Source organism: Nitrososphaera viennensis EN76, from assembly GCF_000698785.1.
GTDB classification, from domain to species: Archaea; Thermoproteota; Nitrososphaeria; order Nitrososphaerales; family Nitrososphaeraceae; genus Nitrososphaera; species Nitrososphaera viennensis.
Genome location: NZ_CP007536.1, coordinates 442222 through 467944 on the forward strand (window position 1 = coordinate 442222; position 25723 = coordinate 467944).

The following is a 25723-nucleotide window of genomic DNA, read 5'->3' on the forward strand; positions in this document are numbered from 1 at the left end:
GTCTTGGAGGCAGAAGGCAAGGCGCTAGAGTCGCTTGGGTGGGAAGACCTCGTTGCGCTAAAGCGCAAGGTTGCCGGCGATCTGAAAGGCGTCACAGACAGGCTGGTCGACATTGACAGAAACCAGTTTCATGCCATAGTCACTGCCATCAAGGCCCAGAAAACCGCGCTAGATTCTATCACAGAAAGGATGAAGCAGGTGAAAACAGAAGTCGACAAGCACAACTCTGACCTCCTGTCGGTAAGCGAAAAGATCTCGCAGGCCAAGAATTTCTTGAGTATGATGGAGGCAAGGCTCCCAACAGAAAAGGAGGAAGAGCTGCAGGCCATTGTTGCGTCAAACCAGGCACTAATTGACAGCAAGCAGTACAGGGGCGAGCGCGAAAAAGGCGAGATACTTTCAAGGGTAAAGGAGGCCTCGATGAAGATGGAGGCTATAAAGGCCACTCGCATGATAAAGGATCAGTATGCCATGCTTGCACAGCAGTCGGCAGACATTGGCAACGCGGTAAAGGTGCTCAACGACGAGCGCGATACAATGCGCGTCAGGATGGCAGAAATCAACCTGGAAATGGACAAGCTGTACGATGCAAAGCGCAAGCTGGCAGCCGAGCGCAATTTGCGCCTTGCCGAGTACGAGGACATCGTCAAGCGCTTTGACGCGATAAACGCGCGCCTGGATGAAATGTCTGCCATGAGAAAGCGCCAGCGCGAAGAGTACGGCTACAACCTGCCAAGCGACGCGCTGTTCAAGGTAAAAGAGACTGCCAGAAAGAAGCTAGAGTCGGGTTCAAAACTTAGCCTTGATGAGCTGCGTCTGCTCTACAGCGAAAAAGACTAGACTAGGTAATTTGGCGCCAGGCAACAACATATTCAAAAGCACAAGTAGCGCATGGCTAACGTGGAAGAAAGAAGGGATTCGCAAGAAGCGATACCTGTCGTAATTGGATTGACTGTCGGCGCTGCATTTGTGGTCATCTTTGGATTGATGCTCTTTGGAAACATGGCAAATAGCGCAATAAGCAGCAAAGAAGCGGACGAGTCGTATAGGCGTCTGCCTTCCCATACGACGTTTGTAGGAGTTTGTGGCAGCCCTCTGTACAGCAGTAATTCTGCCAACCCAGTCACCATAAAGCGAGGTGAGGAAACCCCTGTCCAGCTATGCGCCTGGAGCTCGGCATCTGTTCCAAAAAAGCTGCATCTGCTAATCATTCCTTCAGAAGACTTTCCTCACAGTGATGACCTTTATGCAAGGTTTGACCAGGAAAACCTCTTCCTCACTCCTTACCACGGAGAAGGTGCAAACGAGAATTTGATGACAAATGGTGGCAGAGGTTCAACTGCGGGTACAAACCTGCACTTGCGAGTCGACAAAGACATGGGGCCTGTGCCAAAGGAACTGAAGCTTGAAGTGATCGGCGATTCGAGCGTTGAAGTTTACCCGATATTTGTAAAGGTGATCTAGATTTGCCGTCCAAATTCAGCGAAAAGGATTAAGACGGATACAATATCAAAAAAGCCTGCATGGCTATTAATGACTTTGCGCTTGCCTGCGCCATCGACAACTCGCCCGGCTATTTTACCTACGACGGCCAGACGATGCTTGTGATCCAGTCGGCGCAGGACGCAAAGGCAGGTCAGAGCAGTTTCCCGCACATCGAGCCCTTCATGGACGCGCTCGTGTCGCACGAGGCCATACACGTGGCGATAAAGAAACTGGAAGGCGACGAGGCTTCCGAATCGCTTGACGACATCGAGGTCATCGTGGAGCACAATGGCAGGCGGTTTCAGGTCACGCTAAACAACATCCTGTTTGCAAGCGACAACTCGGGCCTGGTTATGCCCTATTAGCGGCACACACGCACGCCTTTTTGAGCGACGCAGAAAACGCCTTTAGCTCTTTTAGCATCACCTTTTTGTTCCTGGCGCTTGAAATCCTGTCGATTATGGCGCTTCCAACAATTATCGCGTCCGCGCCCGCGTTTACCATAAAGCGGGCGTGCTCGGGCTTGCTTATCCCAAAGCCCACGCCGACGGGTATCCTGCCGCCTGCGGCCCTCTTGGCGCGCTGCACCGCGTCTTTTGTATAGTCTTCAAAGGTGCGCCTTGCGCCCGTGATCCCGTAAACCGAGACAAGGTACATGAACCCTGACGAGTTTTGCGCTATTTTTTCAAGCCTTTCTTCTGGGGTGTTTGGCGACGCAAGGAATACCGTCGCCATGCCGCTCTGCGCTGCCTTTGCCAAATAGTCCGACGCCTCCTCCACCGGCATGTCGGGCAGGATAAAGCCGTCTACTCCTGCCTCTTTGCACCGGGAGATAAAGTCGTCCCACCCGGGTTTTACAAAGATGTTCGAGTAGGTCATCACAAGCAGCGGGAGAGAAGGGTGCTTTTTCCTCACCTGCCTTGCCACCTGCAGCGCCTTGGCAGGCGTGATGCCGCTGTCAAGCGCCGCCTGCGAGGCGCGCTGGATGGTCGGGCCGTCGGCTATTGGATCTGAAAACGGTATTCCGATCTCGATGATGTCGGCGCCTCCTGCAACCAGCGCGTCAATGATTTCAACAGTCGCCTTGAAGTCAGGGTAGCCAGCGACCACGTAGCAGACAAGGGCGCGCTCTTTATTTTCTGCAAGGCTTGCAAACCTTGCGCTTATCCTGTTATTTTCTTGCAGCATGGTGCCTGCGGCCCTTTTTTGAATTGAGGTAGTCCTGGACGACGGTCACGTCCTTGTCTCCCCTGCCTGACAGCGTGACTACAATCACCTCGTCCCTGTCCATCTCTTTTGCCATCTTGATGGCGTGCGAGATTGCATGCGACGATTCAAGCGCGGGGATGATGCCTTCAAGCCTTGAGAGCGTCAGGAATGCCTCCACCGCCTCGTCGTCCGTGCACGGCACGTACTCGGCGCGGTTTAGGTCTTTGAGCATCGAGTGCTCCGGCCCGACTCCGGGATAGTCAAGCCCCGCGGATATGCTGTGGGTGTCCATTATCTGGCCGTCCTTGTCCTGCAAGACATAGGTGAACATGCCGTGGAGCACGCCTGCAGTCCCGGCAGTCAGCGTCGCGGCGTGCTTGCCGGACTTGATCCCTTCCCCTGCTGCCTCGACCCCGACCAGCCTCACGGAAGAATCGTCGACAAACGGGTAAAAGGAGCCCATCGCGTTGCTGCCGCCGCCGACGCAGGCCACCACCGCGCTTGGAAGCCTGCCGTGCTTGCTTTGCATCTCGTCCTTTACTTCCTTGCCAATGACGCTCTGGAAATCCCTGACCATCATCGGGTAGGGATGGGGGCCCATCACCGTCCCTATGAGGTAATAGGTGGTATTGACGTTTGAAATCCAGTCGCGTATTGCCTCGTTGATGGCGTCCTTTAGCGTCTTTGTCCCAGAATCGACGGGGTGGACCTTTGCCCCCAAAAGCTGCATGCGAAACACATTGAGTTTCTGGCGCTCGACGTCCTTTGAGCCCATGTAGACCTCTGCAGACAGGCCGAGCATCGCGCACGCAAGGGCCGTCCCGACCCCGTGCTGGCCCGCCCCCGTCTCCGCGATTATCCTCTTTTTGCCCATCCTCTTGGCCAGCAGGCCCTGGCCGAGCGTGTTGTTGGTCTTGTGCGCCCCGCCGTGCAAGAGGTCCTCGCGCTTTAACAGTATCTTGGCCCCGCCGGCGTATTCCGTGAGGTTCTTTGCAAAGTATAGCGGGGTGGGCCTCCCGGCGTACTGGGTGAGGTAGTAGTGCAGTTCTTTTGTAAAGTCTGGGTCGTTTCGGTACTTTTCATAGGCAGACTCTAGCTCCCGCACGGCTGGCTCTAGCGTCTCGGGTATGAACTTGCCCCCATACCTGCCGAACTTGCCGCCAACGGGATAGCTTCCAAGCATCTCTCTGTATACGGGTGCAGTATCTCCCAAGGGTTATTAATATTCACAGGGCATTGTAGAGTTCCCTGACTTTGGCGCCGATGTCGTCTGTTTCCATGATGCTGGTGCCGACCAGGAACGCGTCAGCGCCTGCGCTGCGCAGGTACTGGATGTCTGCCGGCTTGGCAATGCCGCTTTCGCTTATCACCACGCTCTTGCCCTTGCCAAGCTTTTTGATGAGGCGCTCTGTGTTTGCCATGTCTATTTTCAGGTCTGCAAGGTTGCGGTTGTTGATGCCCACAAGCTCGTAATTTGCGGAGAGGCAGTCTGCGTATTCTCGTTCGCTGTGCGCCTCGACAAGCACGTTCAGCTCCCTTCTGAGCGCATACTCGTGCAGTTTTTCAATGCCGGATTCTGCCAGGTCGCGGTCAAACACCGCCTTGATAAGCAGTACGCAGTCGGCGCCAGCCTGCTTGGCCGCGTCTATCTGGACCTCGCTTACGACAATGTCCTTCATCAAAAGCGGTATCGATACGGCCTTTCTCACTGCAAGCAGGTTCCCAAGCGAGCCGTCAAACATGTACGGCTGTGTGAGGATGGAAAGCGCGGTCGCACCAGCTTCTTCCATCGCTATCGCAATCTCGGCAGGCGTGCCGACCTCGCGTATCTTGCCCCGCGAAGGCGACGCGAACTTGACCTCGGTTATCAGGGGCGCATGCTTGCAGGCAAAGATGGCCTTTTTGACGCTGATGGCGTCGTGGCTCACGCTCCTTTTCAGCTCGTAGGCGCCGTCGTCTATTGCCCTGAACGAGTTTTCCACCAAGCGTTCCAAGGTGTCGCCGGCCTTGGCAAACCTGCTGCTACTCATGTGCAGATCTGTGCACGGGCAGTCGGCTATTAATTCTATATTGATATATACCGACGGCGGAAAAATTAGAGAGAGGCAAATGCCAGAAAGCGCCGTCTTTGCAGACAGGTCAAAGCTGTCACCCCGGTACATACCACAAGAGCTGCCGCACCGGGAGGCACAGGTGCAGCAGCTGGTTCACGCGTTTTCAGAGGCGGCGCAGGACCCTGACAGGTTCCCGCTCACCGTCCTGCAGGTGATAGGAGTCGCAGGCATCGGCAAGACTACCACCGTCACGAGGGCGACAAAGACGATCGAGGAAAGGTTTGCCCAGAACCGCCTGACGCTCAAGACTGCATACATCAACCTGAAACTGCAGGGCGGAAACAAGTTTGCGATATACCGCTTTTTGCTTGAGCGCCTTGCACCCGACCTGCCGTCGCAGGGCCTCAGCGCAGAAGAGATGCTGCGCTACCTGTTGCAATACCTGCGAAACAACAAGCAGTACGCGCTTGTCGTCATGGACGAGATCGACTACTTGATAAAGACAAGCAAGGACACTAGCATAATCTACGACCTTACCCGCCTGAACGAGTTTGAGCCCGACAAGCCCTGCAACGTCAAGGGCGTCATATTCATCGCAAGGAGCACCGACTTTTACAGCAGGCTCGACCCTGCGGAGCTGAGCACTCTTGGCCGCGTGCCCATGGAATTTTCGCAGTACACCCTGGAGCAGGTGAGCGATATTCTGTCGAGCAGGAGCGCGCAGGCGTTCAACCCAAGGGCGATAGGCTCTGACGTCATTGACAAGGTCGCCAAGATAACGACTTCTGCGGAGGTAAACGGCGACGTGCGCTATGCGCTTGACCTCTTGCTGTACGCGGGCAACCTGGCCGAGTCGCAGGGCACCGGCAGGGTGACGCTTGAGCACGTACGCAAGGTGCACGGACAGACCCACCCGTCGTTGACGACTGAGGAGATCGAACAGTTATCAAAGAACCATATCGTCAGCCTGGTTGCAGTGGTGCGCGCCCTCAAGAGCAGGAAAAAGCAGTATGTCGAATTAAAAGACATCAGGCTTTACGCTGCCGAGCTTGCCGAGCAGCTTGGCATCAAAAAGCTGGACGTGGAGGATTACCTTGACGACCTGAAGGCGCGCCGGCTGATCGAGATGCGGTCGCTCAAGGAAATCGGTCTGCACGGCGCGTCGCTTGCAGAGCTGGAGCCAATCCTTATGGCAAAGGTGAAGAAGCAATAACAACAGCAATGAGCGACATAGAGACCGGCCTTGGGAGCATCGGCAAGATCAAGATAATCCGGGCGCTTGCTCAGGAAGGCAAGATGGCCACCATCTACCTCCTGCACAAAAAGACCGGCCTGAAAAGGGAAGACATCAAGAACAACCTTGACGACCTGATGAAGATAGGCTGGGTGAAGCAGGCCAGATATGCGAGCGTGATGTACGGCCTTGCCGAAAACGAGCAGGTTTTAAAACTGGTGCAGTTTTTCCGCGACGTGGGCTATGTCGGCGGACACAATCAGCCGTAAAAGTTGACGTACCTGAAATTTTAAATACTTCTAAAATTGCACATTTATTTGGAAAAACAAGACTCTTTTGTAATTCCTCTGCAAAAATAGAAAAATTTGTGGGGGGGTAGGTAAGAGTTACCGCCCCATTCAGTATGTATCGTGTTGGTGTTACTACTTGTTACTACGCGTCTCCTCCGTCGCCACCATTACCACCGTCGCCGCCGTTACCACCCCTATGCTTGTCCTTACTCTTGCCCTTACCCTTGTCATGGTCCGCGAAGGCCTGATCTACGGGCAACGCCGTCGCCGTTATCATCCCAACGAGAGCCACGAGCACAACTCCCGTCAACAAAATTTTCGTCGTTTGGTTGTTCGACATCACCTACCTGATAGTGTAATATTTATTTAAGTGGTTTGCAGACCGATTAAGTATATCATATTTGATAAGGCAAATCTTGAATATTCTTATCTGTAATTCGATTGTCATATAATAATTACAAACCTATCACTAAATAGGCATCCCTAAAATGCATGAGGTATTTTGATGCTATACATCACTTACTTTTGGCTAAAAGACAATTACACCACACACGTCGCGTATCTGGCGTACAGCAAAAAGCCTCTGCCAAAAGGTATCTTTCCAAGCCGAAATTTGACCTATAATGGTGGGCATGGGATGCCCATTCTTTAACGATTGACAGCAGAGCGACGTTCCTATTTCTGCAATAAAACTTGAACCGAAGTGTTCATACCGGTCAGGTCAATATATCAAGAATCTCCAAGAATGGCCCTGAGCCTTTCTAAGATGTGGGGCCCTGTAGTGCCTCATAGCTGGTCTGAAGAGTAAAAATAAAAGATATCGACCTTCTAGCCATAGAAATTTACGTACCTGTCGTTGTCCCTGCCCTTGCTCTCCATCCTGTATAGGTTGCGGAACATGATGTCGACCGCAGCCGCTTCTGCGAGCTGGCCCGTCGCCACCTGGTACGCCTGGCTTGCGACGTCGAGGTCCTGCACTTTGGCGTCAAATGCGTCTTTGCCCATCCCGTTTTCCCTTGCGCGCTTTTCCAGCGCCGAGATTATGCGCTCTGCGTGGTAGTTCGTGTGGATGTCAAGCGCTTCTGCGCTGTCAACGCCGTACGCGTCAGAGATAAGGGCGCTTACCTTGCCTTCGTCTTCCCGGGCAATACCGGCGTGGGCCGCGTCTATCGCAGCCTTGCCCCTCTGCCTTTCTGTTGTAGGGTCGTGCATCTTTAGAAGAACGTGGTTAATTTCGCGTTTTCTTCTTATTAACATAGCGCATGGAAAAAGGAATAAAAAGGCGCACCTCAAAAGTCAGACGTGCAGTCGTCCAAGCCCCAGAACGGCAGGTCGAAATTCATCTTTGTGACAGGCGGTGTCATGTCCGGCCTAGGCAAGGGCGTCACTACCTCTTCTACGGCAAGGCTCCTCCAGCTTGCCGGCTACAAGGTCTCGTGCGTCAAGATAGACCCGTACGTCAACTATGACGCCGGGACCATGAACCCAGTCGCTCACGGCGAGGTGTTTGTGACAGACGACGGGGGCGAGTGCGACATGGACATCGGCAATTACGAACGCTTCATTGACACGTCGATGACCAAGGACCACAACATCACCACCGGCAGGATATACATGGACGTGATAGCCGCCGAAAGGGAGGGCAAGTACCTCGGCCAGTGCGTCCAGATAATCCCACACGTGACTGACGCCATAAAGGCAAACCTGCGCAGGACCGCAGAAAAAGAGAAACTGGACATCATGGTGGTGGAGTGCGGCGGCACGGTAGGCGACATTGAAAGCCTGCCGTTTCTAGAGGCGTTCCGGCAGATGGCGCTTGAAGTGGGGAGGCAGAACACTCTTTTTATCCACGTCACACTTGCGCCAGTGCTCGACGTAGTAGGGGAGCAAAAGACAAAGCCGACGCAGCACAGCGTGCAGGAGCTGCGCAGGATAGGAATCCAGCCTGACATAATTGCTGTCAGGTGCAAGACGCCGCTGACTCCTGACGCAAGGCGCAAGATCTCGCTCTTTGCAAGCGTGGAGCAGCAGAACGTCATTTCGTGCCACGACGCGCCTTCCATCTACAAGGTGCCCGAGGTGATTGAAAGCCAGGGCATGCTAAAGGTGGTGGCGCAGGGCCTCTCGCTGAAGCGCAGCAAGCCGAAATGGGGCGACTGGAAAAAGGTCGCAAGCTCGTTTTCAGACTACAATGGCTCTGTCAAGATAGCAGTCGTCGGCAAGTACGTCACGCTGCCGGACAGCTACGTCAGCGTCTACCACGCGCTGTCGCATGCAGGCGCAAGCATCGGCAAAAAGGTGGAAATAGACTGGATCGACTCGGAGAAATTCGAGAACGGCGGCGAGAAAAAGGTCGCCTTGCTAAATGACTACCAGGGAATCCTTGCGCCAGGCGGCTTTGGCAAGCGCGGAAGCGAAGGAATCATCAGCGCGGCAAACTTTGCACGCGAAAACGAAGTGCCGTACCTCGGCATCTGCTTTGGCTTTCAGCTGGCCATAGTCGCCTTTGCCCGACACGTCTGCGGCATGGCAGGCGCCAACTCGACCGAGCTTGACCTACACACCAAGAACCCGGTTGTTGACTTTATGCCGGAGCAGCGCAACGTACACGACATGGGAGGGACAATGCGCCTTGGCGCGCACGACATTGCAGTCACGCCGGGAACGCTTGCACACAAGCTGTACGGCGCAACGACGATAAGGCGCAGGCACCGGCACCGCTACGAGTTCAACCAGAACTACCTCGACGCGGTGACAAAGGCAGGGCTCGTGCTGTCGGCGCACTCTGACAGCGGCAGGCGCATGGAGATACTTGAAATCCCAGACCACAAGTTCTACTTTGCCGTGCAGTACCATGCCGAGTTTTCAAGCAGGCCCGGCAAGCCCGAGCAGGCGTTTGACGCCTTCGTAAGGGCAGCGGCTAGATCTTGAGCTCGTAGATCCTCTGCCTTGCGTCGCGAAGCGACGTCTTTTTCTTGACGTACCCGCCCTCGATGAGGTGGGAAAGCGAGAGCCGGATTGTGCGCTCTGGGAGCATCGTCCTTGTGGCAAGGTCCTTCTGGCTGAGCGCGCCCTCGTACTCTAGCGTTTTCAGTATCAGTTTCGCGCTTGGAGGCATCTTTAGCATGTCCTCTGCCAGGCGCACCTTCTTGGCCATGAGCGACGCCGCGGAATCGTCGGCGGTGCGCACAAGCCGCGCAGGGAATGCGTGCTTGGAGCATTCTAGTATGTTTTTCACCCGGACGCGCCTTCCGCCGTCCAGGACTACCTCGCAGTGGTAGCGGCTGGTAATGTCTGCAATCTCGATACTGGCGTCGTTTGGGACGACGAGGGGCCTGCGGGTGTTGTCAAGCGAGTTTACAGAGACCACGACAAACACCTGCGATTTTTGAATCACCATCGGCCCGCCGGCGGACATGGTGTACGCAGTCGATCCTGTTGGAGTGGATATTATCACGCCGTCGCTGTTGTCGTGCCAGATGTCCCTTCCGTCTATCTTCAATACATGCTCCATCAAAGTCGCGCTCTTGCTCGGGAAAACAGCGACGTCGTTAAGCACAGGGTCGACTTCCTTTCCGTCGACCCTTACTGCAAGCCGGAAAACCTCGTCGACCTTGTACTCGCCCCTTTTCAGGCGCGCAGTCGCCTTTTCCAGGTCGCGAACATCCAGCTGGGCAAGAAAGCCGGTAGAGTCAGTCTCGTAGATGCCAAGCACTGGCGCAGAGGCGGCAGTCACCTTGTGAAAGTATTCCAGGATGCCCCTGTCGCCGCCGGCGACAAGTACCATGTCGACCTCTGAAGCCGTGCCATAGTCGCCATCCCTCATTATCTGGGATTTGACGCCGAGAGAATCAAGGGTCTTTTTCATCTTTGTGAGAAGTGCGCCATCGCGCGAGTCGACACCCCAGAGGGCTACCTTCATTAACCGCCTTCCTATGCGCGCCGCCTGATTTAAAGCTAGATTAGAGCCGCTTGAAGCTTACCGTGTTGTAAAAGTACGAGGCGCTTGATTCTATCTTGTTCATGGGCGGGATCTTGGCAAGGCCCGGCTCTTTTGTCTCAAGCGCGGCACGCAGCGCGCCGGCGCCAAAGCATATTGCCCACAGCGGATCCTTTTCCTTCACATAGCCGCATGCAAAGCCTGCCGCAAGTATGTCGCCGGCGCCAGTCGAGTCCGGCGTGTCAATGTCGCGCAGTTTTATCCAGTAGTGCATGTCCTTGTGGAGCAGGTGAACGACCCTGTGCTCGGTTGCCACGACAAACTCGACTCCCCTTGCCTGCAGCGCCCGCATCCCCTCCAAGCCTTCCATTCCGCCAGTCAATGCGGACATTTCCTGCCTGTCGACCTTGAGCGCGGTTATCCCCGAAAGGTCGATGTCGAGTTTGTCGACAAAAGAGATGCTGCCGCCGTCAGGCCCTGCCCTGCGCATGTAGCCCTGCGGATCCAGCATCACAAAGTTCTTTTTTCCGCGGTGTTTCTTTATCGCGACAAGCGTATCTGGCGGGACCTCGTCAATTACCGGACTTGCGAGCCAGCAGTCGACCTTCGCATCCTGTATTTGCCGCTCTGAAACCGGCTCGCACCTTGACTGCAGGAACAGCCTGCGCAAGTCGCCTTCCATTTCGAGCCGGAAACGCGTCGTTTGCGCGTCCTTGGCGACGTGCCTGTCTTCTTTTAAGGTGATGCTGTTGTCACGAAGAAAGTTCCGCTGCTCTTCGGGAAAATCGCCTCCCACCCTTGTCGCAAGCTCGACGTCGAAGCCAAAGCGCCTTGCGGTTATCCCGCAGTAGCAAGGCGGGCCTCCCATGCTCTCAACCACTGTGCCGTCTGCGCCCTTTATCGTGTCAAGGACAACGTGGGAGGCGATGCCTATCTTCAATGCGATTGCTGCCTTTTTCTTGCAAAGTGTAATAAAAGGGCTTTTTTGGGCGCCCCTGCAACCTTTTTTGGGATGGCGGTGCAGAGACGCTTGCCCTTGAGAGTATATAGGCCTGCATCCTAGCTATAAGCTTTATGGGCAAACTTTTCTGACCCTGTGCCCCTTTTTCGCACAATAATCACAAGCTTTAAAGTATGGCGGATGGCAATCTCGCCTATGCCAAAGAAACGAGCAAGCCGTGGCCGTTCCAAGGGAGGCAAGGGCAGTTCAGGTGTTGTGCACTGCAGCCAGTGCGGCGCTCTTGTTCCTCGCGACAAGGCCAAGAAGGTCACAGGCAGGATCACGCTTGTCGAGCCTACACTTGCCAAGGAGCTAAAGGCGCAGGGTGCTTACATCCCGATGTCGACGGACGTCAAGTTCTATTGCGTATCGTGTGCCGTCCACAGGGGAATCGTAAAGGTTAGATCAGAGGCAGAACGCCGTACGGGCGGAAGGCTCTGGTAAACCCAATTTTTCTACCACTATTATATTACAACTTTTTCGCAGTCGCCACTATCCTCTGCACCAGCGTAATCCCTGCGACTATGGACACGATTATCACTGCCCATTCTAGCGCGCCATCATTTGCCGGCGTACCGTCAAACGGTATGAACCCGATTATCGCAAGGATCAGCATGCGCTCGGCCCGCTCGCCGATGCCGATGCCCTTCAGCTCCACCCCAAGCGACTCAGCCCTTGCGCGCGTGTAGCTCACAAGCAAGGACATCCCAAGGCCGACCATGCACCACACAGGGTTTGCAAGGCCGCCGACGGCGATGCCTATGAAAACGACCACTTCGGCAATCTTGTCAAACGACGAGTCAAGAAAAGCCCCCTTCTTTGACGCCTGCTTTGTCACGCGTGCGACGGCGCCGTCTATCATGTCGAAAAACCCGGACACGAGCAAGAGCACGCCTCCGATTACAGCGGCAACGTATGCCCCAGCTCCAAAGGATGCCGACGCGTACGCGGCGCCGGCGGCAAGTGCCAGTGCAAGGCCGACCCCTGTCCAAAAGTTGGCCGAAAGCCCGGTCGATGCAAAGCCCGACCCGAGCTTCTCCATAGTAGGCTGGAGCGAGTCGCGCAGCTTGTTTAGCAACTGTTATGCTGATACCTGTATGCCTGCATAATAGTTTACTGCAACATTATCAGGCCTGATTCACCAGAGCTGACCAAGCTCTCTGCGCACCAACTCGATGATTATCTCTGCTCCTGCGCCAAGCACTGCTTCAAGCGCCTTTTCAACGTCCATCAAGGACGACTGCCCGTTTCCTTCAAAAGAGATGCGATGAGATTCCACCAGCCGGTGCATAAGCACGTTTTTTGGATCTTCGCCCAGGATGTTGTCGAGCGCTTTCTCTACTGCCCTGCGAAGGTCAGGATTGTGAGGATTTGCAGATGCAAGGGACAAGGCGCCTTTCCACGTCCTCTAAAAGGTCCTTCCCTTTTGCAACTTTTTCAGCCCTTCAAGCAATGCCGATACCTGCTCATGCGAGGGATTCGTGCTTTTTAGCTGGTCCACCTTTACGTTGAGCGCCTTGAGCCCGTCATAGATTTCCTTGTCTTCAAGGGTGTCTATCAGCGCTTTTATCCTGAACGGCTTTTGCAGCAATTCTACAACCCGGTTCAGCTGGTTTACCGAGTCAAGCAGGGTTTCTCTAACATATGCTGAAGCAAATATGATGCGCTGGCGCGGGTAGAGGGCGAGTATCTCCTGCGCCACTTCCATGCCGTCCTTTTTGGGCATGCGGTAATCCAGCAAGACCGCGTCAAAGGGGGAGCGCATGTGCATTCTTGCTTCGCCCCCTGTGGTTTTTGCAAATTCTTCATAATGCCGCTTGTAGACGTTGACGCAGTCCTTGCCGTTTTCCGTGGCCACGACCTCGTGGCCCTGTGCACTGAGCGCAATTCTGTACGCGTCCAGAACGTCGCGTTCATCCTCTGCGATCAGTATCTTCATTTTTCCTAAAACAGGGCCTACCTGTTAATAAGGCTGTCCAGTTCTTTTCATTTTTTATTGAAAAGATGAAATTTTGCAACAAACAATGATTGGCTATGTGAAAATGAGTGCGATAAAATCGAGTGAACTTGCCTTTCCTATGATTTGTTAAAATACTACGTAGAGCATGACAATAACCAATAAAAGAACCATAAATGGCAAATAACAAGTCATTTATTTCCAATAACGAGACGCAGGCCAGAGAAACCAGGTCAGGCCTGCTGGCCACCCTGGTCAAGTATACCATAGTGCCGTCAATACCGCTCGTCGCCATCGCAATCGTGTCTACCAACCTGAGCCTCTGGGTAGGAAACGACACCCACCACTTTTACTTTGAGCTGTTTGCAGTAGTGTTTGCCGCAATAGTGGCCATCTATGGGCTTTTCCGCGCATACCAGACAAAGGACAGGTTCAGCCTTTTGATCGGCCTTGCATACCTTACCAGCGCCATTATCGACGCGCTCCACGCATCGCTTTCCTACAATGCGGCAAACGAAACGCTGTTTCTGGGCTACTTCATACCCCAGACATGGTTTGCAGGAAGGACGTTCATCAGTTCAGTGATGGTCATTGCCATACTCAGGTACGCAACACCATCAATCAAGACGCTGGCAGGTACGCCGCCACCACAACAACCGGATGGAGAAGACATCCAGCGCGAGGAAAAACCAGACCGGTACGCAGCAACTATGCCGGCGCCTGCACGGCGCGGGGCGCTTGACAAGCCGCTTGTTTCTCTGTCCATCATAATACTGACAATAGTCAGTGCGACGTTTCTGACGGTAATCTCTTTTTTCACGGTCCTTCCAAACATCGTAATCGGCTTTCCCATCCACAGGCCCTATGAAATCCCGCCACTGTTCCTGTTTTCACTTGCCCTGTTCCTCTTTTACAAGAAAAAAGTCTACAGGATAAACGACGTATTTTACAAGGGAATCCTGGCTTCTCTGATGCTTGACGTGTACAGCCAGATCATAATGGCGTATTCTGCAAATCCATTTGACACCGCCCACAATGTTTCACACATCCTAAAGGACGCAAGCTACTTTACCAACATCATTTCGCTCGCCCTGTCAAGCATACAGTACAACAAGATCGTCAAGCAGAACGAGCAGCTGATCCGTGCAAGCTACGAAAGGCTCAAGGCCGCCGACAAGATAAAGGACGACTTTATCAACATAGCAGCGCACGAGCTCAGGACGCCACTCCAGCCTATCATAAGCTACAGCGACCTGGCGCTGAACGGGATGGCAGACAAGGACGAGGCTCTGAAGGTAATCGACCGGCAGGCCAAGAGGCTGCAGAAACTTTCTTCGGACATCCTGGACGTGAGCAGGATAGAAAGCGGCAACCTGTCGTACGCGATTGAAAAGGTGCAGATAAACGAAGCCGTGCTAGAGGCTGCAAATTCGCAGAAATTGAGCTCGCAAAACGTGGAGATGCAGACGCGGTTTGCCACGCCGCCAGGTATGACGATAGAGGCGGACAGGAGCCGCATCATGCAGGTGCTCACAAACATCATCGGCAACGCTGCAAAATTCACAAAGCAGGGCTTTATCAGAATCGAGACCCGTTATTTTGCCGAGCTGAACAGGCTTGACATCATTATCAGCGACACCGGCCCGGGCATCCCGGCCGAGATACTTCCAAACCTCTTTGGCAAGTTTGTCACAAAAAATGCGGGGTCCGAGAATTACTACGGTACGGGCCTCGGGCTTTTCATAAGCAAGGCAATAGTCGCCGCCCACAACGGCAGGATCTCTGCACGCAATGGCGAGGCCGGCGGGGCGGTGTTCGAGATCTCCCTGCCAATCACCCAGGTGGAAAAAATGAAAAACCGCGTTGCCGAGCTTTAGATACCGAAATAAAATTATTCAACTGCATGTGCGCGTTTCCAGTGGCCCACAAGAATTCTAGTAGCCTTAAAAGAATTAGCTGATCTACAACAGACTTGATGGTAGCTCGGGAAAATCAATTATAATTCCTCATTGAGCAGCAGGCACGATCCGGTAGATGCTTCCTTTGCTGTACGACAGGACGTAGAGGTTGCCGTCCGGCCCCGTCTCGATGTCTGTTATCCCGCCAAAGCCGGTGCCAAGCGTGATCGCGGACGCCTCTGCATTGTTGTCTGCCACACGGTCCGACAGGTTGCCTTCAAGCACAAAGCCGTCCCTCCCCCCGTTTACGGTAAAGTAGTACAGGTTGCCGTTGTTGATGTCGCCGACAAAAACGTTGTACGCGTACTTGCCAAGCTTGGTCGAGTTCAGAAATTCGATGTCCGTCACGCCCATGGACCGGAGCCAGCTGAACGCCGGATCAGAGTAGTGCGCCCCTTCAAACGCCACAAAATCGCCCTCGCCTGCCTGCGACCTTGAAATGGGGCCCATAACCCGCTCCCACCCGCTGTTAAAGCCCGGCTCCACCACGTTTACCTCGTCGTACCTGTCAGGGCCGTTTTCCGTGTCCCACAGTTTCCCGGTGCGCGGGTCAAAGTCCATGCCAAAGCTGTTCCTTATGCCGTACGCGTAATAGCCTTCAAGACCGGCAGCGCCGGACAGGATGTTTGCGGCAGGCGCGCCGTCAGGCCCAACCTTCAGTATCACAGAGGTGTTGTCAGGCGCGGCGCCGTTTTTGTAGTTCTGCAGCATGCCGTTTCGGTTCAGGTCGCCGATGACTGCGTACAGGAAGCCGTCGGGGCCGACAATCATCTTGCCCCCGTCGTGGTTTGGCCCCGGCGTTCCAGGAAGGTCAAGGATCATCTTTTTGCCGGACAGCGTCCCGTTTTGCAGGTCATAGCTGTAAACGCGGTTTCTGATATCAAGGCCGCTCTGCTCTGTCATGTACAGGAACATCCTGTCTTTTGCGTAGGCGACCCCCAATAGGCCCCGCTCGCTTATGGTATCGACCTTGAACGACAGGAGCGGCCCCTGCTGCAGCGCGCCGTCCTTGACGAGCCGGACATCGCCCCCCTTTTGCGTGACAAGCACGTTGTTGCTGCTTCCGACAAACGCCATGCTGGTAGGCCCGGACAGGCCCTCGACCACTTTCTCGATCTTTAGAGAAGTGTCGCGCAACTGAGGAAGGTTCGAGTCAGGTATGGCCTTGAAAGGATCGCCGGCACCTGTGGTCGTCGAAATTATGTCGGCGGACGTAATGTTGTCCGTCACGCCTGGGACCGTACGTGTCTGCCATGCCCCGATGACCGCCGCGATGGCGGCTGCGACGATTATCGCACCCGCTATGGCAAATACGGCCTTCCTCACTGCCCCAATTATCGCCTTTCTTGCTATTATGCATTAAACGCTTCTTGTTATATAGACGAAGGGCTGCAAGATAGCACACTGCCGTTGGACGCAATAACAACAACAATAAAAAGCGATCTTGCAAGGTGCGTCAGGGACCTCTATTCGCTTGGCCTCACCTCATCTGTTTCGGGAAACCATAGCGTCAGGGCAGGCAAGAGGAGCATGTGGATAACGCCGTCAGAGGCCCCGCGCTACCTGTTGCGCGCCGGCGACCTTGTCAGGATGGACCTGCCAACGGGCAGGGTTTTTGGCAGGAAAAAGCCGAGCAGGGAGCACAACATGCACAGGATGATCTACAACGCCAGGAGCGACGTGAACACGGTCGTCCATACCCACAGCCCATACACCATAGCCGTTGCAATATCGCCAGCAGGCTTTGTGCACGTTATTGAAGAGGCGAAAATAGTTGTCGGCGACCCTGCAATTATTGAAAACAGGCCGTCCGGGTCGATAGAGCTTGCAGAGGCAGTCTCGGCGGAATTTGAAAAAGGCGCAAGCGCAGTCGTCATCAAGAACCACGGCGTAGTTGCAGCCGGCAAGAGCATACACCACGCCCGCGCAATTGTCGAGTCGCTGGAAGAATGGGCAAAAATATTGACGGTCGCAAGGCTGCTTGGCGGGCCCAGCGGCACCCTCTCCTAGACGCCCAGGATCTGCTTCAAAAGGGCGCGATAGTCTACCTTTTCTTTCTTGCTTCCAGGGGACGGGAGCTCAAAGATGAGCGGGATCGGCCTCTTGGCGCGAAGCGTCGTCAGCTGCGTGCGAATCTCTTTTCCAATGTCGTCGCTCAAAAGCACGAGCCCGACGTCGCTTGTGTCGCCCATCTTGTTGATCTCGGCAAGCGCCTCTGCCGACGACTCGACCTTGACGCCCTTGACGCCGGCAAGCTGGAAGCTGGTAACAAAGACGCGGCTTCCAATGGCAATTATTCGCATATCTTGTTGTGCGCTTGACTTTATCCCTTTTTATTCTTTTTGAGGTGAAACCCGCCCTGCTGCAAAAAAAGTAAAGTTGGTAATGGCCCCTCCTCCCCCTCTCCCCAAGGTGCTACAATAGCTTTATCTTTGAACATCTCATTACCCTCAATGTCAAACCAAAACATATTCCAAGCATTTGAAGAGGCCAAGAAAGCAAGCGGCAAGTTCCTCAAACTGGCCCCTGGCGAAAGGCGGACACTGCAGTTCAACGTGAACAGGATCGAAATCGCGGACAGCGAGTTCGAAGGCAAAAAGACCGGCGGCAAGTCGATTCACTTTACGGTGATTGACCCGAAAGAGCCGCAGGCGGAAAAGGTGCTTTCGATGGGGGTCAAGAAGGCAGATGCAATCATGGCCCTTTTGAAGGCGGGAAAGAACCTGCTGGACATCCAGAAAATCGGCAGCGGAAAGGACAGCCAGTTCATAGCAATCCCGCTTTAAGGCGGGCAATCTTTTTTCTTTTTTTTGCAATTCTTCATCAACAAGATGAAAAAAATCAGTGACAGCGTTCTGACATGGCATTCTTAGCGAAAAATCTTCCAAATATCTGATATGTCACGTCTGCGATCGTGTACCTGGTGGTGGCATATATGAACAAACAAGACATCATGATCATAGCATTGCTCTTTTCGCTGGCTGCAAGCTTTCTTACCATATACAAGATAAAAAAGATGGAAAAGAAATACAACATATCCTGACAGAACGTAGAGTAGGTCATGACAGACAATTCTTCCAAGCGTCTTAAATGACATGATGTGCGAATATGTTCATGTCAGCGCAACAGCAGGCAGGAGAAAGAAACGTAGAGATCGTCCGACGTTCGATACAAGCCCTGAATACCGGAGATGTGACTAAGGCTTCTGAATTTATGCATCCAAATTACTTCAACCACGAGTCCCAAGCCAGCCCGGAAAGAGCGAAACTTCGCGGTCCCGAGGAGTTTATCGACACCGTCCGAAAGTTGAGAGCCGCGTTTAGCGACCTCCATTATGAAGAGCAAGAGAGCATCGCTTCAAATGACAGGGTCGTATCGATAATGCTAGTTACAGGCCGGCACACAGGAGATTTTTTTGGCATCCCGCCGACAGGCCACAGCTTTTCGTACCGGGCGGCACACATTGTGCGAATCGCTGATGGCAAGATAATCGAGCACCAGGCGATTCGCGATGACCTGAGATTCATGATGCAGCTTGGAGTAATCGGAGCCGCATCGCCGCAGTACGAACCCATCTTTAACGCCTGGAAGGGAATGATGAGCAAGGGCAAGTAAGTAGGTGGCTTTTTTTTCATCCGCTACCTGAGTCCGACACGAGCGAGTTGCATCATCGTCGACTTTTGCCATCGCAAACTCGGCAGCCTGCAAATATTAGATTTGCAGGGATTTACTAAAAAGGATAGAAAACGACTTATACTATCGCCATCAATGCAAGGTGGCTTGGCAGCTAGCAAAACGCAGCTTTTGATGTTCATGATTGCATGCTTTGTTTCAGGCGGCCTTGCAATCGGGCTTTCAATCGTATATGGCTCGCTCTTTACCCTTTACTCGGCTCCCGGCTTTATAGTGGGTGCCTTTTTTGCCTTCAAATACGCCATGTTTGACAAGAACAAGGCGCGCCAGGAAGAGCACAGGCGCAGGCGCAACAGGCACTAGCTCAATATCAGTATGTAAATCACGATTGCGGCAAGCCCTGCAAACAGGATCATGGTCGCCTTCCACATGCCCATGCTCGCCTTGTCGCTGATGTCCCACATGCCGCCCCGGACGCTGCCGCCCTGGCGGTACTGGCGCTTCAATTCTTCATAGCTGTAGACCTTGGCAAAGTCTGCCGAGGGCATCCACTCTGCGTGGCTTGGGACAGAGAACGCGTTTTCGTCGTACTTTTTGCGCGACTGCGCGTTTGATAGGACCTCGTACGCCTCGACTATCTTCATGAACTTTTGCTTGGATTCCTCCGAGCCCTTGTTCTTGTCAGGGTGGTATTTCATGGCCAAACTCCTGAACGATTTTTTTATCTCGTCCGGGGATGCTCCGGGCTTGAGGCCAAGCACTTCGTAGTAGTTTGGCACCTGGTACGTTTCAAAGACCTCGTAAATAAACTTGCAACGGCATATATTCTAGGGCTGCCTACTATAGGCGCTCTTGGACAGCACGTTTCTAATCATCTTTTACGTGGCCACGGTCATCCCCACGCTCCTTCTGGTCAAGGAGACCAAGACGAGGCTGAAAAACATCAGAAACGGCCTGCGGTCGCTTGTCTACCTCCCGCTCACGGTAGGCATCTTGATAGCGTACGTCATATTTGCAATGGACTTTTTCTCCGCAATACCCATCCTGAACTGGTCTTGGCTTGGCTACAACATCGCCCTTGGGCCGTCGGCTGGCCAGGGGCTGTGGGGCGTGCTCCCGTTCGTGCCGATGCTGGTATACATGCTCATCCACGTCAACTATTTCGAGGAAATGTACTTTCGCAAGACCGCGCTTCTCACAGTCGTCTGGGCGTTTTTGCACATTGCAATGGGTGTTGCGGTGCACGTCGCCCTCGCGCTCTTGCCGCTTGGCTTTTTCTACAGGCACCTGTACAAAAAGCGCGGCCTTGACCACGCGTACGCGCTGCACTTTGCCACAAACATCATCATAGTCGCGGTGTCGATAGCATCGTATTTCCTGCAGTTCTAGCTCTGGCCCTCGGCGCGCGCCTTTAGGGCCCGGTTCATCTCTTCAAAGCCGGCCTTGACGTCGTCGGTGTCCTTGAAAAACGACGATAGCAGGCCGCCGAAGACCTCCCGGTGGATGAATTTCACCCTGCCACCGCTGCCTGCGTCTTCGATGGCAAATATGTGCTCGCCTGACAGGAACCCCGGCACCTTGCCAAACCACCTCAGTTCTTTTCCCGGCTCTGCCTTGGTCACCTTGGGCTCGTACGTGCGCTTTGTCCCCGCAGGCGTAGTTATGTGGATCTCTAGTTTTGCTCCTTCCCGCGGCTCGCCCCTGACTTGTCTTATGAAGGGATTCCACTCGCCATATTTTGCGAAATCGGCAAGCACTTCCCACACGCGCTGGGCGCTTGCGGCAATCTCTATCTCTGTATGGATCTCTTTCAAGCCGGCAGCAGCAACAAGTGCACCGCAGGGGAAGGTTATTTACTTTCTCGTCGTAAACTCGATCCTTATCGAGTCGCCGTTTTTGAGCGGTATGTCCAAAAAGCTGCCATTGGTGTGCAGGACGCCATTAACGTAGACCTTGGTGTCGTACTTGGTCAGGTCCTGCCCTATCCAGTTGTACAAGAAATGGCCCAGCGTAAACGCATACGGCTCCCCGTAGGCGACATGGATGGTGTTTTCCTGCAGGGTGTGCACAGGCAGCGTGCAGCTGTCGGTTATGCCGACCCCGCTAGGTATGCGTGCAGGCGCGCCGTCCACCGTCGCCGATACGGGCACTGTGAGCTGGTACGGCTCTGCAAGCGGATTTTCTATGCACTGGTATATCGGGTCCTGGGAGCGCAAATAGTCGGTAACTGCTTTTGTCCCGACCCCGGCGACAATGACTACGCCAGCAAGGAGCGCCATGGACCACATGAGGCGCCTCTTTTTTCCCGGCTCCTGCCCACCAAAACCCATTATTATGGACAGGCGCTCGTCAAAAAGTTAAAAGTCTTTGTGCGCAGCAGGCTGGAAAAAATAATGTTTAGGTTACTGGCTCAGTGCCAGCACGTGGTTCGTGCTCTCCACTAGCGGGAGCCCCGTCAGCATCTTGGGCGGAAGCGAAGTTGTATAGATGAGCACTCCGGGGACTGCCGCGCAGACGACAATAGTCAGTATAATCAGCCAGACGGCCGTCATCTTTTCGACCATAAAGAAAATCACGCTTATTTGGTTATATAAGTCTTAAAATCATCCGGCTTTTGGCGCCGGTGCATTTTTTGCCTGGCTGCGCAGCATCTCTACCTCTTCGCGCAACTCGTCGTTTTCGTCTTCGAGGACCTTCAGAGAGGTTATCGCCTCTGCATTCTGGGCCTTTAGCGCCTGGAACTCTTTTTTCAGCTTTTCATAGGCCTGCTGCACCGCGTCACTGGATGCTGCTGCAGCTTGCGGTGCCGGCGCGCTTTTTGGCGCTGCCTGCAGCCTTGCATTTTCCGCCTTTAGTGTCTCGATGGTCTTTGCTGAAGTAAAAGCCTGCGCCTTGAGCATGCTGACCTCGCTTGCGTACGTGCGCAGCTGCGACGCAAGGCGCGTGTTTTCGTCCATGAGCTTTTGGCGCTCGGCCCCAAACTTGCCTAGTTCCATCTTGAGCTGAGCGACAAGCGCCTCGTTGGCAGCATTGGATGACTCTGAAGAAGACGCTGCTGCGGCAAGCTCTGACAGTATTGCCGGCATGGCGTCAGAGTTGATGTATGCAGACGAGCCAAAATCAAGCGTGATTGCACCCCTTGACTTTAGCAGGCTCTCGACGCTTGCGTCAAGCGCAAAAGAGCTGGCGTTAAATGTAAAGAGCTTCAATCCGTGCACCTTTGCACTTTTGCTCTAAAAAGAGGGCAGCGCAAAATTTGTTGACATTTTTACTGGTAGTCATGCAGTGGCTTGTCCCTGTGAGATCCGATCTTGCCCTCAAGCTCTTTTCTGTGCTTTTGCAGTATGTGCCTGTTTGCGCACGAGTCGTGCATTATGCCGATGTCGCAAAAGTCGCACGCCGTCACAAACTCGATCTCTTTGAACTCTTTTTTGCAGAGGGCGCAGTTTTCCGTGCCGACGTCGCCGTCTGTGAGGGGCTTGAGCCACGAGTCGCGCCAGAGAAGAGTCACAAATTCTTGAGGCAAGGACGCGTATATATGATGTAGTAAATTATTCCGCCGCCGGCCTGCCCAAAAGCTCTATGATCCCGTACATGCGCCTGTACGACGCGTCGAGGTCTGCCTGCTTTTGCAGCCTTTTCTTGGTCTTTGTCAGCCGTGCCTCAAGCAAGGAGCCTTTGGCTGATGCAAGCGCGCCTGCTTCCTTCATGTACTGGCGCATGTACCTTTGGGCGTGCGGGTTGTCGCGTATGAGCGCCGCTATGAGTTCCGGCTCGTCGGTCATGACGCTCTGGGCAAGCATGGACTGGATTGCAAAGGTGGTCCCGCCGACTTCGTTGAGGGTTGCAAGGTCTTCGCGCGCAAGCATGCCTGCAAAGGCCACGTTGGAAAAGTACGTCAGGCCAAGGACGGCGGCTATAGCCCTGTCGTGTGTGCGGGCGTCAGGCAGCACCTTGACTGACATGCCTGCAAAAACGTTGTTTATCGCGCCAAGTTCCTTTTCTTTATTGCGCACCGGGACTGCAAGCATCTTTAGCTGCTTTTTCTCGCCTGCGCCCGGCCCGAACATTGGATGGATGCACAGCGCAACGATGTCCTTTTGCGTCTTTTTTAGCGCAGGAAGCGCCTTGGCCTTGATGGACGATATCTCTGCAAGCAAGGCGCCCTGCTTCCTCATTGCTTTGGCGCACTGCTTTATCACGGCAGGCGTGTGCTTCACCGGGACGCACACCATTACAAGGTCCGCGTTTTTCACGCAATCTGCAATGTTTCTGGCATTTTTGACATTTTTTATCTCAAAAGGCTTGACGTCAAAGGCACTGACCTCGTTGTTATTGCTCTGCCTTGCAAAGTAGCCGCAGAACCATGTGCCCATCTTGCCTGCAGCGCCGATGATTGCGACCTGCATTCCCACTACTGCGCCTTCCTCAACTCGTCGGCCATCACGGCAAGCCCCTCTGCCATCTCTTCCTCGCCCCTGCATGCAGATATCCTGACAAAGCGCCTGTACGAGTCGCCAAAGCCGCTTCCCGGGGCTATGGCCACGCCCCTCTCAAGCAGCCTTTCAACCAGCTGCATGTCTTCGCCACCGCCGTCTGGAAGCTCGGGATAGACGTACATGGCGCCGTCCGGCTCGACAAACCGTAGAGACATCTCTTTCATCTTGCCTGACAGAAAGCGCAGGCGCTTTTTCATCAGTTCCACGTTTCCTGACGGGTCTGCGCCAAGGGCGGCAAGGGCAGCATGCTGCACCGGCTCGGCGACGCTTGTCACGCCTACCGCCTGGACCTTTGCCATCTTCTTTATCGAATCCGCGCTTGCGATTGCATAGCCGACCCTAAAGCCTGTCATCGCATACGTCTTTGAAAATGACGACACGATTATGCTCTTGTCATAGCCGTACGAGTGCACGCTTTCAAACGGCCGAAACGAATAGCCTGAATACACTTCGTCGCTGAGCAGGTACAGCCCGCGGTCTTTTGCCAGCGCGACTATCCTGTCCATCGTCTTTTTGTCAAGGACTTTGCCAGTAGGATTGTTCGGGTAGTTTAGCGCGATCATCCTCGTCCCGCTTGTTATCATCGATTCCATCTCTTTCAGGTCGGGAGTCCAGCCACTTTCAAGCGTGGTTTTCAACACTTTTGTCCTTGCGCCGATAAAGTCGGCGCATTCCCTGTACGCCGGCCACGCCGGCTCGATTGTTATTATTTCCTCGCCGGGCCTCACAAGCGATGCGACCGCGGAAAAGACGGCAAAGCGCCCGCCGGGCGTGACCATCACCCTTTCCTCAGATACCTCGCTCTTTTTCGCTATCGCTTCTCGTAGCTGCGGTATCCCGCGGGTGTCTGTATAGTGGTATCTCTTTTGCGTAAATGACTCTGCAAGTGCGCTTCCGGCCTGCGCAGGTGCCGGGTAGTCGGGCTCGCCCACTTCAAGGTGGATTATGCGCTTGCCCGACGCCTCTAGCTGCTTGGCCTTTTGAAAGATGCCGAGGTGGGTCTGCCTTGGCGCCTTGTTTTTTTGCGGGCGCTTTAGCGCCTGCACGGTCTCGGATTCTGCAAGCAGCATGTTGAGCAGGCGCAGCGCAAATTCCCTGCTCATGCCGCTTTGCTCGGCCTGCTTTATGACCATCAGCCGGATCTCCCGCTCTACCTTTTCGTCCTTGACGTCTATTCCAAGCCTGTTTTTTACTTCTCCCACCTGCTCTGCCAGGGCCATCCTCTCCTGCACCCTCTTCAGTATGTCTGAAGTCACGGCGCGGATCTGGCCCCGCAGGGCCTCTAGCTCTTTTTCTCCAGACGCCGTCAATGTCAGTCAGGCGCTCCCTTTCTTCTTCAGGACAGGAGGAATGAGCCCGGCGCGTATTGCGTGATCGGCAAGCACCATCGAGACGACGCACTCGACTATCGGAGGCGCCCTTGGCACAACGCACGGGTCGTGCCTGCCCGGAACGGCCAGCTTGGCCTGCGACTTGCTTGACACGTCAAGTGTCTCCTGCGTCTTGGCTATCGACGCCGCGGGCTTGAATGCTACGCGGACTATTAGCGGCATGCCGTTTGACAGGCCGCCGAGTATGCCTCCCGAGTTGTTGGTCCTGGTCACTATTTTTCCGTCCTTCATCATGTAGTATGCGTCATTGTTTTCAGAGCCGCGCCTCTTTGATCCTTCAAAGCCAGAGCCAAACTCGACTGCCTTGACGGCGGGGATTCCAAAGAGCGCCTTGCTAAGGTCGGCCTCAAGGGACGCATATATCGGCTCTCCAAGCCCCACCGGCAGGCTTGACGTCGTGCATTCTACGATGCCTCCAAGCGAGTCTCCGTCCCTTCTTGCCGCCAAGATGGCGTCGCGCATCTTTTCAGCCGCCGCCGGGTCCGGGCACCGGACGTCGTTGTCGTAGCGCTGAGCAATGTTTTCCGCAGTAATGCTGTCGGCCTTTATCCCTCCAATTTCCGACGTATAGGCGACAATTTCGATGCCAAGCGTTTCTTGCAGAAGTTTCTGCGCCACTGCGCCGCCCATCACAAGCGCTGCAGTGAGCCTGCCTGAAAAGCGCCCGCTGCCGCGATAGTCTGCAAAGCCGCCGTACTTGACCATTGCAGGGTAGTCGGCGTGGCCCGGCCGCGGGATGTGCTTTATCGCCTCATAGGCGCGCGAGTCGGCGTCCTTGTTCCATATCAGCATGCATATCGGCGCACCCGTGGTAAAGCCGTTGAAAACGCCAGAGAGTATCTCGACCCTGTCCTCTTCCTTGCGCTGGGTGGTGACCGCGGACTGGCCGGGCTTGCGCCTGTCAAGCTGGCCCTGTATGTCCTCCTCTGAAAGCTGGAGCCCCGCCGGGCAGCCGTCGACCAGCATCCCTACGCAGCGGCCGTGGCTCTCGCCAAAACTCATGGCGACAAAGCGCTCGCCGATAATGTTACCACCGCTCATAGTTATATTACAGTAGTATGCTGGCTTGCGCT

General features: G+C 54.4%; 32 protein-coding genes and 1 pseudogene. 13 read left to right on the forward strand and 20 right to left on the reverse strand.

What is annotated here, in order from left to right:
- Nucleotides 1-3 precede the first annotated feature (3 nt).
- From NVIE_RS02660 to NVIE_RS02670, 3 genes are read left to right on the forward strand one after another with little or no spacing between them, the layout of a single operon-like run.
- A complete protein-coding gene (locus NVIE_RS02660; RefSeq protein ID WP_075053897.1) occupies nt 4-840 on the forward strand; it encodes a coiled-coil domain-containing protein in 837 nt (278 codons plus the stop codon).
- A gap of 60 nt (nt 841-900) precedes the next feature.
- The gene (locus tag NVIE_RS02665) at nt 901-1464 is read left to right on the forward strand and encodes a hypothetical protein (protein WP_144239435.1); all 564 of its coding nucleotides are present in this window, start codon (nt 901-903) and stop codon (nt 1462-1464) included.
- Nucleotides 1465-1523: 59 nt separating this feature from the next.
- The gene (locus NVIE_RS02670) at nt 1524-1850 is read left to right on the forward strand and encodes a hypothetical protein (protein WP_075053899.1); all 327 of its coding nucleotides are present in this window, start codon (nt 1524-1526) and stop codon (nt 1848-1850) included.
- Here NVIE_RS02670 and trpA read toward each other — a convergent pair.
- From trpA to NVIE_RS02685, 3 genes are read right to left on the reverse strand one after another with little or no spacing between them, the layout of a single operon-like run.
- A complete protein-coding gene (gene trpA / locus NVIE_RS02675) occupies nt 1837-2673 on the reverse strand; it encodes a tryptophan synthase subunit alpha (RefSeq protein WP_075053900.1) in 837 nt (278 codons plus the stop codon). The genes NVIE_RS02670 and trpA overlap by 14 nt on opposite strands.
- Complete coding sequence (trpB, locus tag NVIE_RS02680) at nt 2657-3877, reverse strand: tryptophan synthase subunit beta (RefSeq protein ID WP_075053901.1); 1221 nt, start codon at nt 3875-3877, stop codon at nt 2657-2659. The genes trpA and trpB overlap by 17 nt, the downstream gene beginning before the upstream one ends.
- A gap of 43 nt (nt 3878-3920) precedes the next feature.
- Nucleotides 3921-4724: an indole-3-glycerol phosphate synthase TrpC gene (locus NVIE_RS02685; RefSeq protein WP_075053902.1), complete on the reverse strand. Its 804-nt coding sequence runs from the start codon at nt 4722-4724 to the stop codon at nt 3921-3923.
- A gap of 79 nt (nt 4725-4803) precedes the next feature.
- On the opposite strand from NVIE_RS02685, the gene NVIE_RS02690 reads away from it, so the two are divergent.
- Both NVIE_RS02690 and NVIE_RS02695 read left to right on the forward strand, forming a co-directional pair.
- Entirely contained in the window at nt 4804-5961 is a 1158-nt protein-coding gene (locus NVIE_RS02690) for a Cdc6/Cdc18 family protein (protein WP_158435053.1), read from the forward strand.
- A gap of 8 nt (nt 5962-5969) precedes the next feature.
- Nucleotides 5970-6251 (forward strand): hypothetical protein, encoded by a 282-nt coding sequence (locus tag NVIE_RS02695; RefSeq protein ID WP_075053904.1) that lies wholly within the window; start codon nt 5970-5972, stop codon nt 6249-6251.
- Between the two features lie 849 nt (nt 6252-7100).
- Here the strand turns inward: NVIE_RS02695 and NVIE_RS02705 are convergent.
- Entirely contained in the window at nt 7101-7484 is a 384-nt protein-coding gene (locus NVIE_RS02705; RefSeq protein WP_075053906.1) for a hypothetical protein, read from the reverse strand.
- A 90-nt stretch (nt 7485-7574) separates the two neighbouring features.
- On the opposite strand from NVIE_RS02705, the gene NVIE_RS02710 reads away from it, so the two are divergent.
- Entirely contained in the window at nt 7575-9203 is a 1629-nt protein-coding gene (locus NVIE_RS02710; RefSeq protein WP_227717452.1) for a CTP synthase, read from the forward strand.
- On the opposite strand, the gene NVIE_RS02715 is transcribed toward NVIE_RS02710, so the two are convergent.
- Both NVIE_RS02715 and NVIE_RS02720 read right to left on the reverse strand, forming a co-directional pair.
- Entirely contained in the window at nt 9193-10194 is a 1002-nt protein-coding gene (locus tag NVIE_RS02715; RefSeq protein ID WP_075053907.1) for an NAD(+)/NADH kinase, read from the reverse strand. The two genes, NVIE_RS02710 and NVIE_RS02715, sit on opposite strands and share 11 nt — an antisense overlap.
- Nucleotides 10195-10234: 40 nt before the next feature.
- Nucleotides 10235-11152, reverse strand: coding sequence for a PfkB family carbohydrate kinase (locus NVIE_RS02720; protein ID WP_075053908.1), 918 nt, complete (start codon nt 11150-11152; stop codon nt 10235-10237).
- Between the two features lie 216 nt (nt 11153-11368).
- Here NVIE_RS02720 and NVIE_RS02725 point away from each other — a divergent pair, with 216 nt between their 5' ends.
- Entirely contained in the window at nt 11369-11656 is a 288-nt protein-coding gene (locus NVIE_RS02725; protein ID WP_075055957.1) for a 30S ribosomal protein S26e, read from the forward strand.
- 25 nt (nt 11657-11681) lie between these two features.
- Here the strand turns inward: NVIE_RS02725 and NVIE_RS02730 are convergent, their stop codons facing one another.
- Genes NVIE_RS02730 through NVIE_RS02740 form a run of 3 tightly spaced genes read right to left on the reverse strand, consistent with a single transcriptional unit; the run spans nt 11682 to nt 13151 of the window.
- Entirely contained in the window at nt 11682-12290 is a 609-nt protein-coding gene (locus NVIE_RS02730; RefSeq protein WP_075053909.1) for a CDP-alcohol phosphatidyltransferase family protein, read from the reverse strand.
- Nucleotides 12291-12350: 60 nt separating this feature from the next.
- The gene (locus NVIE_RS02735; protein ID WP_075053910.1) at nt 12351-12602 is read right to left on the reverse strand and encodes a hypothetical protein; all 252 of its coding nucleotides are present in this window, start codon (nt 12600-12602) and stop codon (nt 12351-12353) included.
- Nucleotides 12603-12620: 18 nt separating this feature from the next.
- Nucleotides 12621-13151: a response regulator gene (locus NVIE_RS02740; protein ID WP_075053911.1), complete on the reverse strand. Its 531-nt coding sequence runs from the start codon at nt 13149-13151 to the stop codon at nt 12621-12623.
- A 194-nt stretch (nt 13152-13345) separates the two neighbouring features.
- Here NVIE_RS02740 and NVIE_RS02745 point away from each other — a divergent pair, with 194 nt between their 5' ends.
- Entirely contained in the window at nt 13346-15046 is a 1701-nt protein-coding gene (locus tag NVIE_RS02745; RefSeq protein WP_075053912.1) for a sensor histidine kinase, read from the forward strand.
- Between the two features lie 129 nt (nt 15047-15175).
- Here the strand turns inward: NVIE_RS02745 and NVIE_RS02750 are convergent, their stop codons facing one another.
- Nucleotides 15176-16453: a PQQ-dependent sugar dehydrogenase gene (locus tag NVIE_RS02750; protein WP_075053913.1), complete on the reverse strand. Its 1278-nt coding sequence runs from the start codon at nt 16451-16453 to the stop codon at nt 15176-15178.
- An 84-nt stretch (nt 16454-16537) separates the two neighbouring features.
- Between NVIE_RS02750 and NVIE_RS02755 the strand changes: the two genes are divergently transcribed.
- On the forward strand, nt 16538-17137 hold the full coding sequence (locus tag NVIE_RS02755) for a class II aldolase/adducin family protein (protein ID WP_075053914.1): 600 nt from the start codon (nt 16538-16540) through the stop codon (nt 17135-17137).
- Here the strand turns inward: NVIE_RS02755 and NVIE_RS02760 are convergent.
- Nucleotides 17134-17430, reverse strand: coding sequence for a V-type ATP synthase subunit F (locus tag NVIE_RS02760; protein ID WP_075053915.1), 297 nt, complete (start codon nt 17428-17430; stop codon nt 17134-17136). The two genes, NVIE_RS02755 and NVIE_RS02760, sit on opposite strands and share 4 nt — an antisense overlap.
- Nucleotides 17431-17580: 150 nt before the next feature.
- Here NVIE_RS02760 and NVIE_RS02765 point away from each other — a divergent pair, with 150 nt between their 5' ends.
- The 3 genes from NVIE_RS02765 to NVIE_RS02775 all read left to right on the forward strand — a co-directional run bounded on the left by NVIE_RS02765 (nt 17581) and on the right by NVIE_RS02775 (nt 19123).
- Nucleotides 17581-17913, forward strand: a complete 333-nt coding sequence (locus NVIE_RS02765; protein WP_075053916.1) for a hypothetical protein — start codon at nt 17581-17583, stop codon at nt 17911-17913.
- Nucleotides 17914-18241: 328 nt separating this feature from the next.
- Nucleotides 18242-18742, forward strand: coding sequence for an ester cyclase (locus NVIE_RS02770; RefSeq protein WP_227717453.1), 501 nt, complete (start codon nt 18242-18244; stop codon nt 18740-18742).
- Between the two features lie 165 nt (nt 18743-18907).
- Nucleotides 18908-19123 (forward strand): hypothetical protein, encoded by a 216-nt coding sequence (locus NVIE_RS02775; RefSeq protein WP_075053918.1) that lies wholly within the window; start codon nt 18908-18910, stop codon nt 19121-19123.
- A gap of 218 nt (nt 19124-19341) precedes the next feature.
- On the opposite strand, the pseudogene NVIE_RS16260 reads toward NVIE_RS02775, so the two are convergent.
- Nucleotides 19342-19539: pseudogene (locus NVIE_RS16260) on the reverse strand (DnaJ domain-containing protein); the annotation flags it as partial.
- Between the two features lie 73 nt (nt 19540-19612).
- Between NVIE_RS16260 and NVIE_RS02785 the strand changes: the two are divergent.
- On the forward strand, nt 19613-20149 hold the full coding sequence (locus NVIE_RS02785) for a hypothetical protein (protein WP_075053920.1): 537 nt from the start codon (nt 19613-19615) through the stop codon (nt 20147-20149).
- Here the strand turns inward: NVIE_RS02785 and NVIE_RS02790 are convergent.
- The 8 genes from NVIE_RS02790 to aroC form a co-directional block, all read right to left on the reverse strand.
- On the reverse strand, nt 20146-20574 hold the full coding sequence (locus NVIE_RS02790) for an SRPBCC domain-containing protein (RefSeq protein ID WP_075053921.1): 429 nt from the start codon (nt 20572-20574) through the stop codon (nt 20146-20148). The genes NVIE_RS02785 and NVIE_RS02790 overlap by 4 nt on opposite strands.
- A 39-nt stretch (nt 20575-20613) precedes the next feature.
- The gene (locus NVIE_RS02795) at nt 20614-21090 is read right to left on the reverse strand and encodes a hypothetical protein (protein WP_075053922.1); all 477 of its coding nucleotides are present in this window, start codon (nt 21088-21090) and stop codon (nt 20614-20616) included.
- A 72-nt stretch (nt 21091-21162) separates the two neighbouring features.
- On the reverse strand, nt 21163-21324 hold the full coding sequence (locus tag NVIE_RS15160; protein ID WP_158435055.1) for a hypothetical protein: 162 nt from the start codon (nt 21322-21324) through the stop codon (nt 21163-21165).
- A gap of 39 nt (nt 21325-21363) precedes the next feature.
- Nucleotides 21364-21969 (reverse strand): hypothetical protein, encoded by a 606-nt coding sequence (locus NVIE_RS02800; protein ID WP_075053923.1) that lies wholly within the window; start codon nt 21967-21969, stop codon nt 21364-21366.
- Nucleotides 21970-22028: 59 nt separating this feature from the next.
- Nucleotides 22029-22286, reverse strand: coding sequence for a hypothetical protein (locus NVIE_RS02805; protein ID WP_144239437.1), 258 nt, complete (start codon nt 22284-22286; stop codon nt 22029-22031).
- Nucleotides 22287-22311: 25 nt separating this feature from the next.
- Nucleotides 22312-23169, reverse strand: a complete 858-nt coding sequence (locus NVIE_RS02810; RefSeq protein ID WP_227717534.1) for a prephenate dehydrogenase/arogenate dehydrogenase family protein — start codon at nt 23167-23169, stop codon at nt 22312-22314.
- A 5-nt stretch (nt 23170-23174) separates the two neighbouring features.
- A complete protein-coding gene (locus NVIE_RS02815; protein ID WP_075053926.1) occupies nt 23175-24569 on the reverse strand; it encodes an aminotransferase class I/II-fold pyridoxal phosphate-dependent enzyme in 1395 nt (464 codons plus the stop codon).
- Nucleotides 24570-24575: 6 nt separating this feature from the next.
- A complete protein-coding gene (gene aroC / locus NVIE_RS02820; protein WP_075053927.1) occupies nt 24576-25691 on the reverse strand; it encodes a chorismate synthase in 1116 nt (371 codons plus the stop codon).
- Between the last annotated feature and the right edge of the window lie 32 nt (nt 25692-25723).